Genomic DNA, 18,023 nt, shown 5'->3' with positions numbered 1-18,023 from the left:
CATGGTACTTTATATTGTTCAAGGCTTTCAAAAATTGATCTTTAAAGTTACGACAATTCTTTATAAACCTTATCTTTCCGCCTCAAGATTAATGAACGATTGAATTATGAACGCCTCCGATTTTTATAAACATTTAAAACAGAAATTTCCTTTTGAACCTACTTTAAAGCAGAATATTGTCCTAGATCAGCTTACAAATTTTGTATTTGACACCAATAATAACCAAATTTATCTGCTAAAAGGATTTGCAGGTACCGGAAAAACCAGCATTATTGGTACTCTAGTCTCCAATTTATGGCATATTAAAAAAAGTGCGGTGTTGATGGCACCAACAGGGAGGGCCGCCAAGGTGATTTCTAATTATTCAGGTAAGGAGGCGTTTACCATTCATAAAAAGATTTATTTCCCTAAAAAAGATCAGGGTGGCGGGGTTAAATTTGTAATGCAGCCCAACAAACATCGCGATACTATATTTATTGTTGATGAAGCATCCATGATTCCGGATACACCCTCAGATTCTAAATTGTTAGAAAATGGATCTTTATTGGATGATTTGATGCAATACGTGTATTCCGGACACAATTGTAAATTGTTGCTTATTGGTGATAAAGCGCAATTGCCACCGGTAAAATCGGATCTGAGTCCAGCATTGGACCAAGTGCAATTGAATCTCAACTACAATAAAAGTGTCGTGAGCATGGAGTTGGACGAGGTGATGAGACAAGGTCAGGATTCCGGTATCTTAATGAACGCTACCAACTTGCGTGATGTATTGGAAGGCGAGTTTTATGAATCGTTCAAATTTGATCTGAATGGGTATTCTGATATCGTCAGACTAATAGATGGTTACGAAATTATGGATGCCATAAATGACGGCTATTCTGACCAAGGCAAAGAGGAGACGGCCATCATTGTAAGAAGTAATAAACGTGCCAATTTGTACAACAAGCAAATTAGAGAGCGGATCTTAAATAATGAAAATGAGCTTACTGTAGGCGATTTTTTAATGGTGGTAAAGAATAATTATTTCTGGGTAAAACCGACTTCTGAAGCTGGTTTTATTGCCAATGGGGACATTATTCAGGTCTTGGAAATATTTAGTATTCAGGATTTATATGGCTTTAGATTTGCTGAAGTAAAGGTGCAAATGGTCGATTATCCTAAAATGTCGCCCTTTGAAACCGTTTTACTATTAGACACCATAGAAGCTGAAGCACCGTCATTGCCTTATGAAGAATCTAACCGATTATATCAGGAAGTGCAAAAGGACTATGAAGATGTAACTTCCAACTATAAGAAATTTCTAAAAATTAAGAATAATAAGCATTTTAATGCGTTGCAGGTTAAATTCTCATATGCCATTACCTGTCACAAATCGCAGGGTGGCCAATGGCATACAGTTTTTGTGGAGCAACCTTATTTACCAAATGGTATCGATAAGGATTATTTAAGATGGCTTTACACTGCGATGACAAGGGCAAAAGAGAAATTATACTTGATCGGGTTTCCCGATGAGTTTTTTACGGCGTAACTAAAAGTGGAATGCTCTATAAGGCATAAAATATTTTATCGGAGATGTATAGGAATTTTATAACTTTAAGCATTATTCAACAAACTTAAAAAGTCCTTTCCTAGGATTTCCACTCGATTATGACTGAAACAATAATTAGCATATTTTTGGGTGTCGGACTGGCAGCATCTGTAGGTTTTAGAGTGTTCTTGCCCTTATTCGCGCTCAGTTTAGCATCATACTTTAATATTTGGGAACTGAATTCCTCTTGGGTTTGGATAGGCAGTCTCACTGCCGTGATTACGTTAGGTGTCGCCACTTTAATTGAAATTTTAGGATACTACATTCCTTTTGTGGATAATATTTTGGATACGATAGCAATCCCGTTAGCCGCCGTTGCCGGAACTGCGGTGATGGTCTCTACGGTGGCCGATTTAAGTCCGATCATCACTTGGGCACTTGCCATTATTGCCGGAGGCGGCACCGCGGCAACAATCAAAAGTGCAGCCGGAGCATCTCGTCTTACCTCTAGTACAACTACAGCAGGTTTAGGGAATCCGTTGGTATCTACTGTAGAAACGGGAACGTCTATTGTTATGTCTATTTTTTCCATATTTCTTCCAATCCTAGCCTTTGTATTAGTGATTTTTGTCCTATTTGTTATTTTTAAACTTTATAAAAAGATTAAACCTTCCAAACCCTGAAATAGCTTAAAAAGTTTTACTTTTGATTAGAATTAACGGTCAACTATGAAGATAATTTCAATGATTCCGGCGCGTTACAGCGCATCCCGATTTCCAGCAAAGCTGATGCAAGATTTAGCGGGTAAAACCGTCATTCTCAGAACTTATGAAGCCACTGTGGCCACAAAACTTTTTGACGAGGTTTATGTGGTGACAGATAGTACCATTATTTATGACGAAATTGTTACAAATGGAGGTAAGGCCATTATGAGTAAAAAAGAGCATGAATCGGGCAGCGATCGGATTGCTGAAGCTGTTGAAAATTTAGATGTCGATATTGTGGTCAATGTACAAGGTGATGAACCATTTACGGAACGCGAAAGTTTAGAGAAAGTGCTCAATGCTTTTAAAGACGACCACAATAAACAGATCGATTTGGCATCGCTGATGGTAGAAATCCACGATTGGGAGGATATCAGTAACCCTAACACGGTAAAGGTGATTGTGGATCAGAATAATTTTGCCCTATATTTTTCTAGAAGTCCAATTCCATATCCAAGAGATAAGGCAGCGGGAGCGCGTTATTTTAAACACAAAGGTATTTATGCCTTTAGGAAACAAGCCCTTTTGGATTTTTACAACTTACCAATGCAATTTATTGAAGCGACCGAAAAGATTGAATGTATTAGGTATTTGGAATATGGCAAACGCATTAAAATGGTAGAAACGCATGTTGAAGGTGTAGAAATTGATACACCTGAAGATTTGGAACGCGCAAAACGTTTATGGAAATAGAGTATTCCAACATAAAAGTAATTGGTTTTGATGCTGATGACACCTTGTGGGTTAATGAGACCTATTTTAGGGATGCTGAACTCGAGTTTGCAAAACTTTTGGCACCTTATGAAACCGCCAATACAATTGACCAAGAACTGTTTAAACGGCAAATCGAAAACTTGCCATTATACGGCTATGGCATAAAAGGGTTCATCCTTTCTATGGTGGAGATTGCTTTAGAATTGTCTAATAACACACTTAGCAACACCACGGTTGAAGCTATTTTAAATGTCGGCAAAGACATGCTTAATAAGCCCGTTGAACTTTTAGAAGGCGTTAAAGATGTCTTAAGTGAACTGTCTAAAGGTTATAAGTTGATTGTAGTCACTAAAGGTGATTTGCTCGATCAGGAACGGAAATTGGAGAAATCAGGTTTGATGGATTATTTCCATCATATTGAAGTGGTAAGCGACAAAAAAGAGGCCAATTACTCTAAATTATTAAACCATTTGGAGGTAAAACCCTCCGAATTTTTAATGATTGGCAATTCCTTAAAATCGGATATTTTACCTCTCGTCAATATTAAAGCCCAGGCCATCCATGTGCCTTTTCATACCACATGGATCCATGAACAGGTAGCCACCAACGCACAGGACCACAAGAAATATAGAACCCTATCAAATTTATTGGAAGTGCTTCCACTGTTGAAGACACCCCTAAAATCTAAAGTTTAAGACGATAAAATAATGATTTATAAAAATTATCCAATGGTGTCCAGAGTAGTTTTTGGGCGTGGCAGTTTTAATCAATTGGGCGATATCATAGAACCCAAACGATTGAATGTTAAAGCACCATTTATATATTTGGTAGATGATGTATTTAAAGGTAATGCCGAGTTAACATCTCGAATTTCTTTGGCTTATGAAGATCATATACTTTTTATTTCTGCTGATACAGAACCTACGACCTCGCAGGTGGATGACTTGGTAGAACAGATTATCTTAAATTATAAAGATCGACCTTCCGGAATTATTGGTATTGGCGGTGGCACTCTTTTAGATTTAGCCAAAGCCGTAGCCATTATGCTCACTAATGAAGGCGTATCAAAAGATTATCAAGGTTGGGATTTGGTCAAATCGCCCGCCATTTATCACGTGGGGGTACCTACTATTTCTGGCACTGGAGCGGAAGTTTCACGCACCACAGTCCTAACGGGTCCTGAGCGAAAATTGGGGATCAATTCTGATTACACCCCTTTTGATCAAGTTATTTTAGATCCTGAATTAACCAAAGATGTGCCTAAAGATCAGTGGTTTTACACCGGTATGGATTGTTTTATTCATTGTGTGGAATCTTTAAAAGGCACCTATTTAAATGCTTTTAGCCAAAGTTATGGGGAAAAGGCCTTCGACCTATGTAAGGAAATTTTTATTGAAGACAAGGGTACTAAAGAAGAATTGCAGGATAAATTGATGATGGCGTCATGGCACGGGGGGATGAGCATTGCCTACTCACAAGTAGGGGTTGCCCATGCGTTAAGCTACGGATTGGGATATCTCTTAGGAACAAAACACGGCATTGGCAATTGCATTGTGTTTGATCAATTGGAAGAATTTTATCCAGAAGGCGTAGCACTTTTTAAGGAAATGAAAAAAATTCACAACATTACCTTGCCAAAAGGAATCTGTGCCCATCTTGCCGATGATGAATTTAATACAATGATTGATGTCGCATTAGGATTGGAACCACTTTGGGAAAATGCTGTGGGTAAAAATTGGAGACAAACCATCACCCGTGAAAAATTGAGAACCTTATACGAGAAAATGTAATATGAGATGGTTGTCTAAATTTATCTATAAAAAAATTTTAGGATGGAACGTAGTGGGAAATGTCACAATGTCCAAGGACACGATTAAAAAAGCTGTCATTATCGGTGCGCCGCATACCAGTTGGGAAGATTTTTATATTGCGTTATTAATGCGTCAGGTTATTGGGGTAAAGTCTAACTTTGTGGCCAAAAAGGAACTTTTTAAATGGCCGTTCAGCTATTACTTCAGAGCTATTGGCGGGGCTCCATTAGACAGGCGGCCGGGTCAAAATAAAGTGGAAGCCATTTCAAAATTGTTTAAAAACAGAGATGAATTTAGATTGGCATTATCGCCAGAAGGCACCCGAAAGCGGGTAGAGGAGTGGAAAACAGGATTTTATTATATCGCAAAAAAAGCCAACGTACCTATTATTATGTTCACCTTTGATTTTGAACATAAACAAAATAAAATCTCTGAACCATTTTATCCAACAGATGATATGGAAGCAGATTTTAAATTCATGCAAGATTTCTATAAGGGTGTAAAAGGCAAAATCTACGAGTATTCTTAACTGAAATTTTCATACCCTATCAGCGATGTGGCATATAATTTGAAAGGGAACTACTAGAATTGATTGGTGAAACAAATACCAGCGCAACCTTCTAGTATCCTTCACTCAACTTAACGTTTTACCCTTAAGACGGCAAATCAACCGGATTTGTCAACACAAGATTCAGCTCTGGCCTATCGGCGAGCCGAATCCTTAGTTATTGGCAAATCGTATTTTTTATTTCAGATTATAATTTTTCAGTTCATTTTTTAATTCCACAAGTGAATTCGGTTCAATAATTTGAGTGTCAATTGTAAATTCAGTTTTTTGTGTAATTAGTTTTAGGTCTCCAGCAAATTCTCTTATAGACTTTATTTCGGCTAATTTTATTTTTTTTGGAAATAGAGTATTTTTTATCAATTCTCCGTTTTTCAGAGTCAGATATTGTTTTCTGTTTTCAAAGTAATAAATTATAAATATAAAAATTCCAGTTCCTATTTGTCCAATTCCGATAGACGAGAGTGAGATTTCTTTCCATTCTGAAGTAATAAAAGATAGCAAAACGAGAATAATTCCGATAGCTACAAAGAATATTCCCATTCTTGAATTACTTCTTAATCTCTCTTTTGTATATCTGATTTTCGTCATTTCTTATATGTTTGCCTACGTTCAGTATAACCGCAGTTACGGGTAAATATGCGGTAATTTTCGGTTTAGCACTGACTTTAGCAATTACGCGTGAATTCGGACGCAGTCGAATCCGCCGTAATTGCGGTTATGCATTGTGTGTGCCTAGTATGGGCATCTTTACCCTACTGCAAAGTAAGTTATTAATTTAGAGGGTGCAAGTCCCTTATGCGCTGGAGTAACGTCTGGAAGCATTAGTAAGTCGCAAGGGTGGTAACCGCGAGGTTGCATCTGAAGAAAGCGAAACTACAAAACTCGGTACTGACCCTTCGACAAGCTCAGGATAAACCAAGCAGGAACCGTATATAGAGGCATATTTACTCGAGTAAGCAAGCACTTTGCCCTGCATATCCTGCCCAAGGGATTTACTAGGATACGGCATTATAGTATTTTGAGCAGTAGTTCCACTTGCTCATTTTATTATCGTTGGAAAATATGCAACTGCTTTGGTCAGAATCGCAAAATCCCAGCCTTAATTTCAAAAACATACAACTGCCAAAAAATTTTCATCCAGCTGATCATCCAACTATCCTTGGTAAATAAGCAACTGCCTTTGTGGGGATTTTGGGATTCCTTAGCCCAAAAACCGTATTTTCATTTTGTAGATAAGCCTAAACTTTTTTCACGGTTCTTTCAGGTGTCGATTTCCATAATATTTTGCTTCTTTCGACTTGTCCACAACGTTTGGTGTAAGAATAGTTGCGTGGGTTAAGCACCTAAAATAATAAAAATAAACCGAGCCTGTGGAAATTCCGCAGGATTTTCCAAATAGGCACAGAACAAGCCATAGCTTATAGATATGGTGTTACCCACTGGCTTTATCTACGGTTTGTTTTTCAGATTATCTATTTTCAAGTTTGTTCGGATTTGTGTGGTGGCGAGACATACTCTTTTGCAATTTTTGGCTTTAGCGTTGGCTGGTGCGAATTGCAAATGTGTATGGCTTTGAGCGTTGGCGTTGTGCAGACGAATTATTCTGCAGTAGTATTATTTATTCTTGCAGTAGCTCTAATTCTAATTGAAGTTGCTATAATCTAAAATGAAGTTGATAGCAGTAAGGATATTCTATTCGGAAGTTTAAATATTCCTAAATTATGTTATAATATTCTATTTTGAAGTTTTAATAATTCCGATTGCAGTTAGTGTATTTCTATTTGCAATCGGAATATTCTTAAATGGGGTAGTGGGTATTCTTTTCGGTGTTTGTTTAACTCTTTATATTCTTAAAAGCTATCCATTTTACTTGTTCAAATTCTGGACTTGCTGTGTTTTTTTAGGTCTTAAAAAAACAACCACCACAACCAGTACTATAATTGTAATAATACCTCCATACAAAAAACTTTGGTTTGGAAATGTTGTTCCCAAAAACCCTGCAAGTGGATATGCAAATGCCCACCAAAGATGCGAGAACGCAAAATGTGAACCATATACTTTTCCTTGTTCTTCAATTGGAACTGTTTCGCCTATCAAGGTTTCAGAAGGTATTTCAGCAAGGCTTTGTCCAAGTCCTGCAACTATCCATACCAAAAACAGCATTGAAAAATTAAGATAATTAGCAGCACTGATGGCGATTCCTAAAATTAACGCTCCCAGAATAAGCGATATACGCCTTGATTTGGATTTATCGACTGCTCCTGAAACGAATGCAGCAATGGTTGCGCCAATTGCAAAAGCTGCCATAATAATTCCATAATCTCTATCGGTAAGTTGAAGACCACCTTTAACGAGAACTATGGTATTTACCAAAATCATTGCACCTGCAACCGCAGACACCAATTCTATAAGCAATGCAAAACGGACATATTGATTTGAAAATAACAAGCGTATGCCTTTTAAAACATCTTGCCAAGTGGAATGTGGAACGGTATCGTCTTCTTGCTTTTGTGTTACATCCAATGCACTTTTGGGAAGGCTCACTAATAAAATTCCTGCGATGACGAAGGTTGCGGCATCAACAAAAAATATCTCCCTTGCACCCAACCAAATTGCCATTATACCTGCGAATCCTGGACCCAAAACTCCCAATAGTTGATAGGTAGCTGCGGATAAACCTATGGCTTGTCGGTACAATGATTTCTCAACAATTTGTGGAATTATAGAACGATACGTAGGACTGAAAAATGCATTGAAAACATTCATCAGAAATACAAGCACATAAATTTGCCATTCTTCGGTAACGAAAGGCAGACATCCCACGATACCCATTCTGATAAAATGTGTGATGTACAGTATTTTCTTTCGGGACATTCTATCTGCCAATACACCCGCAAAAGGCGAAAAGATAATAAATGCTGTAACCCTTAAAGTAAGAGCTGTCGCCAATATGACGGCAGCTTTTTCTTCTCCAAATTGATATGCCAAAAGTGCCAAACCTACCCACGTAAAAGCATCGCCCAATAAACTTATAGTCTGTGCCAAATAGAGCTTTGCAAATAATTTATTCCGAAGTGGTTGGAACGGTTCTAATAATTTTGTCAGTTTCATCTACTTTTTAGGAATAAGGATTTCTTCATTTGAATAGCGTTTATTGCGAACCACCAATTGGTACACGCAAGGAATAACTACCAAATTCAGAATCGTAGCAGAAAGCAAACCTCCTAAAATAACTACAGCCATAGGACTTTGTATTTCACTTCCTGGTTCTTCGCCTTTTAAGGCTAATGGAATTAAAGCTAATCCTGTTGTGAAGGCTGTCATTAGGATTGGATTCAATCTGTCTAATGCTCCTGTTTTGATTAATTGAAATCCGTTCATTCCTTCTTTTCTTAAATCTTCGTAACGTGATACTAATAAGATTCCGTTGCGCGTTGCAATTCCGAATAGACTAATAAATCCTATTGTTGCTGCAATACTGATAATGCCTGATGTAAAGTATACAATTAAGATTCCGCCTATTAAAGCTAATGGTAAATTAATCAATACTACAAAAGCCAATTTTACATCTTTAAATTCGTAATAAAGAAGTAGAAAAATGATTGCTATGGCTATGATTGCGGTTGCTAAAAGTAATTGTGATGCCTTGGATTCGCTTTCAAATTGTCCGCCATATTGCACGCGATAGCCTTCTGGCATATTTACGTTGTTTGCAACAACTTCTTTTATTTCTTCAACTGCACCTCGTAAATCTCTACCTTGAACATTAGCAGCTACAACAATTTTACGTTGCACATCTTCGCGATTAATTGTGTTTGGACTACTTACCGAAGCTACCGTTGCCAATTCGCCCAAAGTGGTTTGTCCACCATTTGGTAAACTGATTAAGGTATTTCCAATATTTTCAATATTATCTCGAAATGGTTTTTCATAGCGAACCACCAAATCGAAATACTGCTGTCCTTCATATACCTCGCCTGCTTCTTCGCCTGCAAAGGCAATATCTACTTGCTCCATAAAATTGCCGACTGTCATTCCATAAGCCGATAGAATTTGACGTTTGGGTTGGATGCGAATTTGTGGTACTTCAATTTGCTGGTCAACCGCAACATCTGCCAATCCATCAATATCTTTAATGTTTTGCTCTACGCTTTTTCCAACTTCAAATAAACTTTGTAAATCTGAACCGAATATTTTAATTGCAATATTTGCTCGTGTACCCGAAAGCATATGGTCAATTCGGTGTGCAATGGGCTGACCCAAAGTAATATTAACGCCTGGTGCAATACTCAATTTGTTTCTCACTTCCTCGAAAAATTCTTCTTTGGTTTTGTCTTTTAGAACAAAAGGTACATCAATTTCCGAAGCGTTTACGCCTTGTGCGTGTTCATCTAATTCGGCACGACCTTGTCTTCTTGTTACAACTTCTACTTCGGGTAAATCCAACAATATAGTTTCTATTAATTGTCCTGTTTTGTTGCTTTCTTCCAAAGACATTGACGGTGGGCCAACAACGCTAATTACCAAAGAGCCTTCATTAAATTCTGGCAGAAAACTTCTTCCTAATTGTGTCAAAACCAAAAGACTTATAATAAAGGCTATTACCGTTACGCCGATAATGGTTTTCGGAATATTAGTGGCGCTTTCCAATATATTGCCGTAGTGTTTTTGTAACCAACGTTCTACTTTTGTGCCATCTGCCTGTTTGTTCAGCAGTTTTTCGTTATCCAATAAATAAGAACACAAAATTGGTGTTACCGTTACCGCAACAATCAATGATGTTAAAACAGACGTTACAAAAGCTATTCCCAGCGGTTGCAATAAACGTCCTTCCATTCCGCTTAAAAAGAATAGCGGAATAAATGAGACTATAATTATGAGCGTTGCAATAATGATTGAACTTCGTATTTCTACCGAAGCATCACGAACAACTGTAATGGTTGATTGTCGTTCTGCTATTGGTTTTCTTATGTTTTCGCGCAAGCGTTTATAGACGTTTTCCACATCGATTATCGCATCATCCACCAAGGCACCAATCGCAATTGCCATACCGCCTAAACTCATTGTATTAATCGTATAGCCCAACCATTTTAAAATGATGATGGATACCAATAATGAAATTGGAATTGCTAGTAAGGATATTAAAGTAGTACGCCAATTCATCAAAAAGATAAAAAGTATTATCATTACAAAAAATGCACCTTCTAATAAAGTTTGATTTAAGTTACTGATGGACGCATCAATAAAATCGGATTGTCTAAAAATGTGATTTTTGATGTTGACACCTTTTGGCAGGGTTTTTTCCAAATCGGCAATAGCCTCATCCAAGCTTTCGGTCAATTCCAAGGTATTGACATCGGGCTGTTTCGCAATAGTTAGAATAACCGCTGGTTTTGCATTTAAAGAGCCATCGCCAATTTTATCGGCAGCACCTATCTGAACTGTTGCGACATCCTTAATTTTGATGGTTTGACCATTGACTTGTTTTAAAACCGCTTCCTGCAAATCTTCGATGGCATACGCTCTACCGCTACCTTTAATGATATATTGATTACCATATTGATTGATGATGCCACCTGGCGCATTTGCGTTTGCTTCCTTAACCTGTGCTACCAATTCGGTAAGACTCACATCGTAATGCTTCATCTTTTCAGGATTCGCAAATACTTGGTATTGCTTATAATCGCCACCAATTACCACAACATTCGCAATGCCGCCAATTGCTTTTATACGTGGTCTGATGGTCCAATCTGACAAGGTTCTCAATTCCATTGGCGATAAACTATCGGAAGTTACTCCCAAGAGCATAATTTCGCCCATAATGGATGAAATAGGTGCCATTGTTGGTGCTCCAATTCCTTCGGGTAAGTTTTCACGAACCATCGGAATGCGTTCACTTACAATTTGGCGTGCCCGATAAATATCGGTTCCCCATTCAAATTCTACCCAAACAATGGAAACTCCTGCTGCCGATGACGAACGGATTCGTCTCACATTGGGCGAACCGTTTAAGGCTGTTTCCAGTTGATAGGTTACTAATTTTTCTACTTCTTCAGATTCCATTCCGTGCGCTTCGGTAAGAATAGTTACCGTTGGTGCCGTAAGATCTGGGAACACATCGACGTTCATTGTTCGGGCATAATAAATACCCAACACGCTCAACGCAACCGCTCCCAAAAGAATGAGTAATCTATTTTGAAGTGAAATTGATAATATTTTGTTTAACATTTCTCTTCGTTTTTAATGTTCGTGACCGTGAGCAGGTGTAGAGCCTGACATTGAAGCCATTTTAACTTGATACGCACCTTTTGTGACAACCACTTCGCCTACTTCCAAACCTTGTAGAATTTCTACATTTTCGCCATTGCGTTTTCCAATTTTCACAGGTCGTCTTTCAAAACCCTCACCCGAAAGTTGTACGATAACGGAATAACTTCCGTAGTCTTCCAATAGGGCATTAACAGGAATCATTGTGTTTTGGGTGGCATTTCCCATCGCTATTTGAACTGGAGTTAAGCTTCCTTCTGGCATATCGACGTCATCATTGACTTCTGCAAATACTGAAATAAGCGGTCTGTTATTGTCAACATCTTTAGCAATAGAAAGGATTGAACCTCCCGATGTGGCCACATTACGCCATTGACCATCGCTGGTTTGATACCAAATACTTTGTGCGTTTTCCATAGTAAGTCCGTAAGAAGGTGCAATTTGCGTTTTTAATACTCTGGATTGATGTGTTCCTACAGTTATCATTGCCATTCCTTGGTCTACATAATCGCCATTGGCAACGTTAATGGCTGTGATGTATCCATTAAAAGGTGAGCGAATTTGTTTGCTTCCGCCTGAAACGCCTGATGCAAGACTTTTGTAATTAGATTTTGCAATGTTGTAATTGCTTTCTACTTTCTCAAACTCTGCTTTGGGAACAATTTTAGATTCGTATAATTGTTTTTTACGTTCGTATTCAGCTTTGGATTGGTCAAAATTAGCACGTGCGTTGGCAATTTCCGTACTTAAATTATTAGAAGCTAAACCTTGACTGCTCACATTGATTAATAACTGTCCTTGTTTTACCTCCGTTCCTTCAGTAAGATTACTGACTGCAAAATCTACAATACCGTTAGATTTAGCCACCAATGTTTTTACCGAACCTGATGCAGGCGTCCAAACGCCTGATGTATTTATGACATCGTAAATTTTTCCATTTACAACAGGTGCAGTTTGAAAATCGATTTTCCACGCCTGTTCTTTCAAAAATGAAATGCTTCCATCTTCTTCGGCTATACCTAATGCTTTGATGGCATCATCGGTATTGGCATAAACGGTTACGTTATCAATTGTGATTTTATCTGAATATTCAGGTGTTTTTAATTCAAAAACAAGTTGGTAGGTTCCCGCTTCTTTAGGTTGAATGGTTGGTGAAAATATCCCTGGTGATGACGGTGTATCGGCTGTATTGCGCAAACCTTTATCGCCTTTTATCAGACTCACAGTAACCGAACCTTCTCGAACAGGTTGATGCTTGTCCAGCACCGTAAAGTGGGCTGCGAATCTGCTTGAATTACCTACTATTAATGCAGGGAACTCTACAAATAATTCAGTTTTATCTGTCCAAAGGGTATGTGATAAACGTGGCATTTCTTCTCCAGCGTGAGTTCCATCTTCATTGTGAGCGTGTGCATCTTCTGCCTTGTTATTGCAGGACATCGCCAAAAAGGCGAGCACAATTAATATATACTTTTTCATATTTAAAAAATTTTAGTGATCGTGATGCGCTTCTCCGTTATCGTGAGTATGGGTTTCTTCTTTAATTTCCATAGAATCTTTTTCTACTTGAAATTCTTCTTGCTCCACTTTTTCTTCGTTCATATGAGTGCCGTCCTCATTATGCTCGTGTCCGTGGTCGTCTTTAGTTTCTTCTTTTTTAGTTTCTCGACATCCTGTAAAACTTATTGCTGTTATTACCATTAATGCCATTAGATATTTTGTTACTGTTTTCATCGTTTTAGATTTTAAATTGTTAAAGTTGATATATTAATAATTGTGCTTGTAATAGCTGTATTTGTTTTTCCATTTGTATCATTTCATTGGTTGCATTTCTGTAGAATTGGACTTCCATATAATAATCCAAAAACGAAAACTCGCCCAATGAATACGCTTTGAACAATAGGTCTTCGCTGTTTAGGTTTGCTACCGTTTCTTGGTACTGGTTGTATTTTTTGTACAACAATTGATACTGATTATAGTCCTGTTGAAATTGGGAATACAATAATTCACTTGCTACCTGTGTGCTGGATTGCTGATATTCGTAATTGGCTTGTGCAGATTTTACCTTGTTTTTGCTGTTCCATAATGGAATGGATAATCCGCCATAAACACCTGAATAGTTATTGCCATTTACGCCTTGATAGTTATAACCTAAAGCTAGATTTGGCAATATCTTGTTTTTTTCCAAAGTTATTTTTTGACGTGCTGTGGCTTCGTTGGCTTTCAGTTCCAATAATTTTGGGTCTTTTGCTAATTTCTCATTCCAAATGGTTTCAAGATTCTGCAGTTGCAATGGTAATTCTAATTGCAGGTTTGCCAACTCAAGCGGTTGACCACCGTTTAAGGTTTGCAAAATCGTGTTTTGATTTTGAATTTCAGCTTGTAATTTTTCCACGACAAACTGTTCTTGCAACCAAGCTATCTTTGCTTTATTCAAGTCTAAAATACCGACTTGCTCTTTTTTGAAAAGTTCTTGGATTTGTTCATAAACCTTTTGGCTTTGCAGCTTTCTTTCTTCTTCAATACTTTTTTGTTTTTGAAGAAAGTAAAGGTTTAGAACACCATCTTTAGCTTTGAGCAATATTTCCTGTCTTTTTTTTGTATAAACTGCTTTTAGTTGTTCTGCTTTGAGGTTGTTCCATTTACTGCGTGCCGAATATACCGTTGGAAACTCAAAAAATTGTGAGATTTCAAATTCGGTATAATCGTCTGATTGGTGTGTGCCAAATGGTAAATAATAACCCGAAACTTGTGGGTCGGGAAGATTATTTGCACTTTTATTTTCGAGTTGTTGGCTTTCCGTAAATGATTGGTAGCTCTTTAACTCTGTGTTATTCTGTTCTATTTCGGTTAATAGTTCCGCAATTGTTTTCGATTGCGAAAAGCCATTAACAAAGAACAGGCATCCGCAAATTGCGGATACGATGTGTTTATTCATTGTTTGAAATTTTAGGTTTAATCATGCCTGTCAGCCGACAGGTCTGAATTTGAAAAATGGAATATTTACGAAGTCGTAAAGAATTCCAAAACGATTAACCTAACGATGGTGGACCTCGGGAAGCGAGGTTAAAGAGATAAGGATTAAAATAGTTATTGGGTGGTTGATAGTCTAATTCCTTTTCAGGTTCGTCATCATAGTTTATTGTATTAAAATAATGATGAACATAAATAGGCGTTTTTACATCTTTTCTTACATTCAGTTTTTTGACACTACTTTCGTGAGTTGCTAAACTTTCATTAGAAACTACTGAATGGATATGTATTTCCAAAAATAAATCTAAAAGTCCTTTTTTAGAACTTTCTTTTTCAGGAACATCGTGATGATGATTATGATTTTCACTATCTGAAACCGCTTTGTGCGTGTGCTCAATTTCGTGCTGATGATGTAAATGAGGTACAACTTGATGCAAAAGCAGAAGGCTGAATATGCCTAAAAAGAAAAGTGCTTTTATGTGGTTGTGTTTTTGCATCGGTTGCAAATGTAATAATTTATAATTTGGTTTTCGTTTTCGTTTTTTCGATGTTAGTTATTTCGGTGAGCGTTGGCAAGAAACAGCTCTTTTATTTTTTAGAGCGTTGGCTTTTTTGAGCGTTGGGAAAAAATGAATGTGCTGTTTGAGCGTTGGCGTTTTTAGTTCAAATGTTTAATTTTAGCGTGATTTCCGCATTATGCACAACGGTTTTGTGTATGGACCGTTGCGTGTGAAAGCACGCAACCATTAAAGGTACAAAACTACGCTGGAAAATTCCCAAGAATTTTCCAGATGAGCACAGACCCAGCAATGGTTTATACACGGTGTTGCCAGTAGTGTTTATTGCGCAACTTTAAATTCAGATTCGTTGATTTCCACGCTGAATTTCACGTTTGCTTTTAATGCTCGGAACACTTTTAAAATAGTTTCAATTGTTACATTTTTGGTGTTTCGTTCCAATTTTGAAATTTGAGATTTCTGTACGCCAATCAGTTCGCCGAGTTGTTCCTGTGTCAGTTTGCGTTCTTTTCGGACGGATTTTATCATATCGCCCAAAACTTCCATTCGCAAGTCAAATTCGTATATGTCACGTTCTGCCGTTCCGATTTTTCCAATGTCCTTGTCCTTCATTTGGTCAAGTGTCATCATTTTCATTTTTTTCTTTTTTGTTTCCATAACTTTAGTCTTTTTGGTCAAAATATTCGGCTCTGATTTTTGTCGCTTTCTCGATGTCGGCTTTAGGGATTTTGTCCGTTTTCTTTACAATTCCGTGAGTCGATAGTACGAGCGTTTCGGATTTGTCTGTTTTGTCCCAAAAGGCGAGAAGTCTGTATTGAAGTCCGTTGTATTTTGTTCTAAATTCCCAAATTTCGCCGCTCAATTTTTTGAACAGTTTTGGGTCGTTTTCCAACTTCGCTTTGTCTATATTGTAATAGACTTTCTTTTTGGTTTTCGAGTCCAAACTTGCCATAAAATCTATTGCTTGTTTGAGGAAAACAACTTCAAATTTTGGTTTCATTCAGTTTATTTGTCCGTTTTAATAGACAAATATAAATGAAAAAGTTGAATTATATGGAAACTTACGAATTTTTGTTACATTACTGGCAACGTGTTTGTATATGGTTTGTTGCGTGGTTAAGCAGCTAATTAAGTAAACAAATACGGACTCGAGAATATTCCGAAGTAATTTTACAGATAAGCACTGTCCAAAGCAATTAATTATACACCGTGTTGTACAACGTTATTTATTTTGAAGAATAAATATCTATTTTGTTTATTAAGAGTATTATTAAAAATCCTTTTCCAAATAGGTTAATGTTTTGCATCAGTAACTTCAATCCAATATCCGTCAGGATCTTGAAAATATATTTGTCTTACTCCATCTGGTCTAGTTTGGATTTTATTACTTTCTTCACTAAAATTTGAGTAATTCACTCCTTTTTCCTTTAAATATCTCAAAAATGAATCAAAGTCGTTAACTGCAAAAGCAAGATGAAGAACCTTATTTACTTTTACCTCACCAAAAATATCAACCGATGCCTGTGCAACATGAAGTTGTTGGTTTTTTCCAGTTTTAAAGAATCGTATCATCTTGTTTTCAGGCCAAGGTGTTTCCGTCTCCTCGAGTTTTAATATATTTTTATAAAATTCAACACTTTTATCAATATTTTCAACTTGGATTGTAGAATGGTCATGTTCTAAACTAAAAGATTGAGCATTAGAATAATAAGAACTAAAAACTAAAGTGAGAATTAATATCAAATTTTTCATGTTTATTGATTTTTGGTAAGTGCATGTAAGGTACAAATAACTTCCTAACTCCTTTTTTTATCATTATACTTGCTTGATTCTGTTAATGTTGTACAACGTTTCGCGGCTTGCAGAAGTGGCGAACTTCGTAACCGTAATCTTTCGGCTAAGATAAAATTCCTTGCGAAGGACAAACGTGATTTTACCACATATCTCGCCATTTTTGCAAACCGCTGTTACCACCAGTTATTATTCTTTCGTCCTTGTCAGCCACGGTGTTATTGTTAATGAAATTAGTCCTGCGGAAATAGCTGTCACAATTACGTTTCCGTATTGTTTGAAGTCAAGTCCGCTTAAAAGTCTTACCGAAATAATTGTCAAAGTTAGTCCTACTAAAATTGCCCAATATTTTAAATTTATATTTTCGTTTTCTGTTTTGTAGGTCGGCAGTTTATAAATAGCAAAAGCAATTACAAGTCCACCGAGTAAAGTTGAAGAATGTTGTAATATTTTTAAGATTGGAATTTGTCTGCCTAAAAAGTAAACTGAGTTTTGTAAAGCCGGAATTGTCTGAACGAAATAGCCGTGGTCGTGACTAAAACTGTCCCAAAAAATGTGTGAAGCGGCTCCAATCAAAATAGATATTGTCACTATAAGCGAGTTTCTTTTGAAATGTCTGTTCCAATCAAACTGCTTAAAAGTCAAAAATCGTGATTTTAAAAATGTCGGCAAGTTGTCGAACAGTCTGTCACGAACATTGTTGTGAAATAAAAAAGCAAGTAACATCCCAAGTGGCAAGTCGAACCAAAAAAGTCCGTCAATTGTATGGCTGTAATTGCTTTTAATTCTCATTCTCAAAAAATATTCAAAGTCTGGAGTCAAACTGCCGATTACAAGTCCAGTCAACGAAAACCATTGTCGAGGCAAAAATGTCAACGGTAAAACTATTGCTGGATGTGAAAATGTAAATGGCATTTCTATTTTGTCTGTTCGTTTATTTGTTGAGGTGTCGTCCTTTATAATTCTGAGTAACGTTTTGATTTTACCTTGTAATTACTGGCTTTCAAGCAGGTTGTATTTTACTCATTCTGGCATCTAAATTAGCGATTTGTTTTTGAAGTTCGAGGACCTTTCTCTTTCTTTTCT

The 18,023-nt window shown here is 37.0% G+C and carries 17 protein-coding genes and 1 pseudogene; 7 read left to right on the top strand and 11 right to left on the bottom strand.

Features of this window, described 5'->3' with window-relative positions; all coding sequences use genetic code 11:
• Positions 1-106 precede the first annotated feature (106 nt).
• The 6 genes from ES711_RS13325 (at position 107) to ES711_RS13300 (ending at position 5,349) form a co-directional block, all read left to right on the top strand.
• Positions 107-1,531 (top strand): ATP-dependent DNA helicase, encoded by a 1,425-nt coding sequence (locus tag ES711_RS13325; RefSeq protein WP_146893801.1) that lies wholly within the window; start codon positions 107-109, stop codon positions 1,529-1,531.
• A gap of 116 nt (positions 1,532-1,647) precedes the next feature.
• A complete protein-coding gene (locus ES711_RS13320) occupies positions 1,648-2,214 on the top strand; it encodes a DUF4126 domain-containing protein (RefSeq protein ID WP_146893800.1) in 567 nt (188 codons plus the stop codon).
• A 45-nt stretch (positions 2,215-2,259) separates the two neighbouring features.
• On the top strand, positions 2,260-2,988 hold the full coding sequence (gene kdsB, locus ES711_RS13315; RefSeq protein WP_146893799.1) for a 3-deoxy-manno-octulosonate cytidylyltransferase: 729 nt from the start codon (positions 2,260-2,262) through the stop codon (positions 2,986-2,988).
• Positions 2,979-3,704, top strand: a complete 726-nt coding sequence (locus tag ES711_RS13310) for an HAD family hydrolase (protein WP_146893798.1) — start codon at positions 2,979-2,981, stop codon at positions 3,702-3,704. Before kdsB ends, ES711_RS13310 begins: the two co-directional genes overlap by 10 nt.
• A 12-nt stretch (positions 3,705-3,716) precedes the next feature.
• Entirely contained in the window at positions 3,717-4,799 is a 1,083-nt protein-coding gene (locus ES711_RS13305; RefSeq protein WP_246139195.1) for an iron-containing alcohol dehydrogenase family protein, read from the top strand.
• A gap of 1 nt (position 4,800) precedes the next feature.
• Positions 4,801-5,349 (top strand): 1-acyl-sn-glycerol-3-phosphate acyltransferase, encoded by a 549-nt coding sequence (locus ES711_RS13300; protein WP_146893797.1) that lies wholly within the window; start codon positions 4,801-4,803, stop codon positions 5,347-5,349.
• A 216-nt stretch (positions 5,350-5,565) separates the two neighbouring features.
• Here ES711_RS13300 and ES711_RS13295 read toward each other — a convergent pair whose 3' ends face one another.
• Positions 5,566-5,976 (bottom strand): hypothetical protein, encoded by a 411-nt coding sequence (locus tag ES711_RS13295; RefSeq protein WP_146893796.1) that lies wholly within the window; start codon positions 5,974-5,976, stop codon positions 5,566-5,568.
• Between the two features lie 370 nt (positions 5,977-6,346).
• Between ES711_RS13295 and ES711_RS16650 the strand changes: the two are divergent.
• Positions 6,347-6,418 (top strand): annotated as a pseudogene (locus ES711_RS16650) (transposase); the annotation flags it as partial.
• Between the two features lie 836 nt (positions 6,419-7,254).
• Here the strand turns inward: ES711_RS16650 and ES711_RS13290 are convergent.
• The 10 genes from ES711_RS13290 to ES711_RS13245 all read right to left on the bottom strand — a co-directional run bounded on the left by ES711_RS13290 (position 7,255) and on the right by ES711_RS13245 (position 17,852).
• Entirely contained in the window at positions 7,255-8,499 is a 1,245-nt protein-coding gene (locus ES711_RS13290) for an MFS transporter (protein ID WP_146893795.1), read from the bottom strand.
• Positions 8,500-11,616 carry an efflux RND transporter permease subunit gene (locus ES711_RS13285; protein WP_146893794.1) on the bottom strand — a complete coding sequence of 1,039 codons (3,117 nt, stop codon included), beginning with the start codon at positions 11,614-11,616 and terminating at the stop codon, positions 8,500-8,502. It abuts the gene before it with no gap.
• A 12-nt stretch (positions 11,617-11,628) separates the two neighbouring features.
• The gene (locus ES711_RS13280) at positions 11,629-13,134 is read right to left on the bottom strand and encodes an efflux RND transporter periplasmic adaptor subunit (protein WP_146893793.1); all 1,506 of its coding nucleotides are present in this window, start codon (positions 13,132-13,134) and stop codon (positions 11,629-11,631) included.
• A 12-nt stretch (positions 13,135-13,146) separates the two neighbouring features.
• On the bottom strand, positions 13,147-13,389 hold the full coding sequence (locus ES711_RS13275; protein WP_146893792.1) for a hypothetical protein: 243 nt from the start codon (positions 13,387-13,389) through the stop codon (positions 13,147-13,149).
• 19 nt (positions 13,390-13,408) lie between these two features.
• On the bottom strand, positions 13,409-14,593 hold the full coding sequence (locus ES711_RS13270) for a TolC family protein (RefSeq protein ID WP_146893791.1): 1,185 nt from the start codon (positions 14,591-14,593) through the stop codon (positions 13,409-13,411).
• Positions 14,594-14,687: 94 nt separating this feature from the next.
• The gene (locus ES711_RS13265; protein ID WP_146893790.1) at positions 14,688-15,125 is read right to left on the bottom strand and encodes a hypothetical protein; all 438 of its coding nucleotides are present in this window, start codon (positions 15,123-15,125) and stop codon (positions 14,688-14,690) included.
• Positions 15,126-15,467: 342 nt separating this feature from the next.
• A complete protein-coding gene (locus ES711_RS13260; protein ID WP_146893789.1) occupies positions 15,468-15,803 on the bottom strand; it encodes a helix-turn-helix domain-containing protein in 336 nt (111 codons plus the stop codon).
• A 4-nt stretch (positions 15,804-15,807) separates the two neighbouring features.
• Positions 15,808-16,146 (bottom strand): type II toxin-antitoxin system RelE/ParE family toxin, encoded by a 339-nt coding sequence (locus ES711_RS13255; protein ID WP_146893788.1) that lies wholly within the window; start codon positions 16,144-16,146, stop codon positions 15,808-15,810.
• 293 nt (positions 16,147-16,439) lie between these two features.
• On the bottom strand, positions 16,440-16,898 hold the full coding sequence (locus ES711_RS13250; protein WP_146893787.1) for a VOC family protein: 459 nt from the start codon (positions 16,896-16,898) through the stop codon (positions 16,440-16,442).
• A 228-nt stretch (positions 16,899-17,126) separates the two neighbouring features.
• Positions 17,127-17,852 (bottom strand): DUF4184 family protein, encoded by a 726-nt coding sequence (locus ES711_RS13245; protein WP_146893786.1) that lies wholly within the window; start codon positions 17,850-17,852, stop codon positions 17,127-17,129.
• Positions 17,853-18,023 lie beyond the last annotated feature (171 nt).

It is taken from the genome of Gelidibacter salicanalis, from assembly GCF_007997285.1.
Taxonomy (GTDB): Bacteria; Bacteroidota; Bacteroidia; order Flavobacteriales; family Flavobacteriaceae; genus Gelidibacter; species Gelidibacter salicanalis.
The sequence above is the reverse complement of the archived record's forward strand: the minus strand, read 5'-3'. Positions and strand labels throughout refer to the sequence as shown.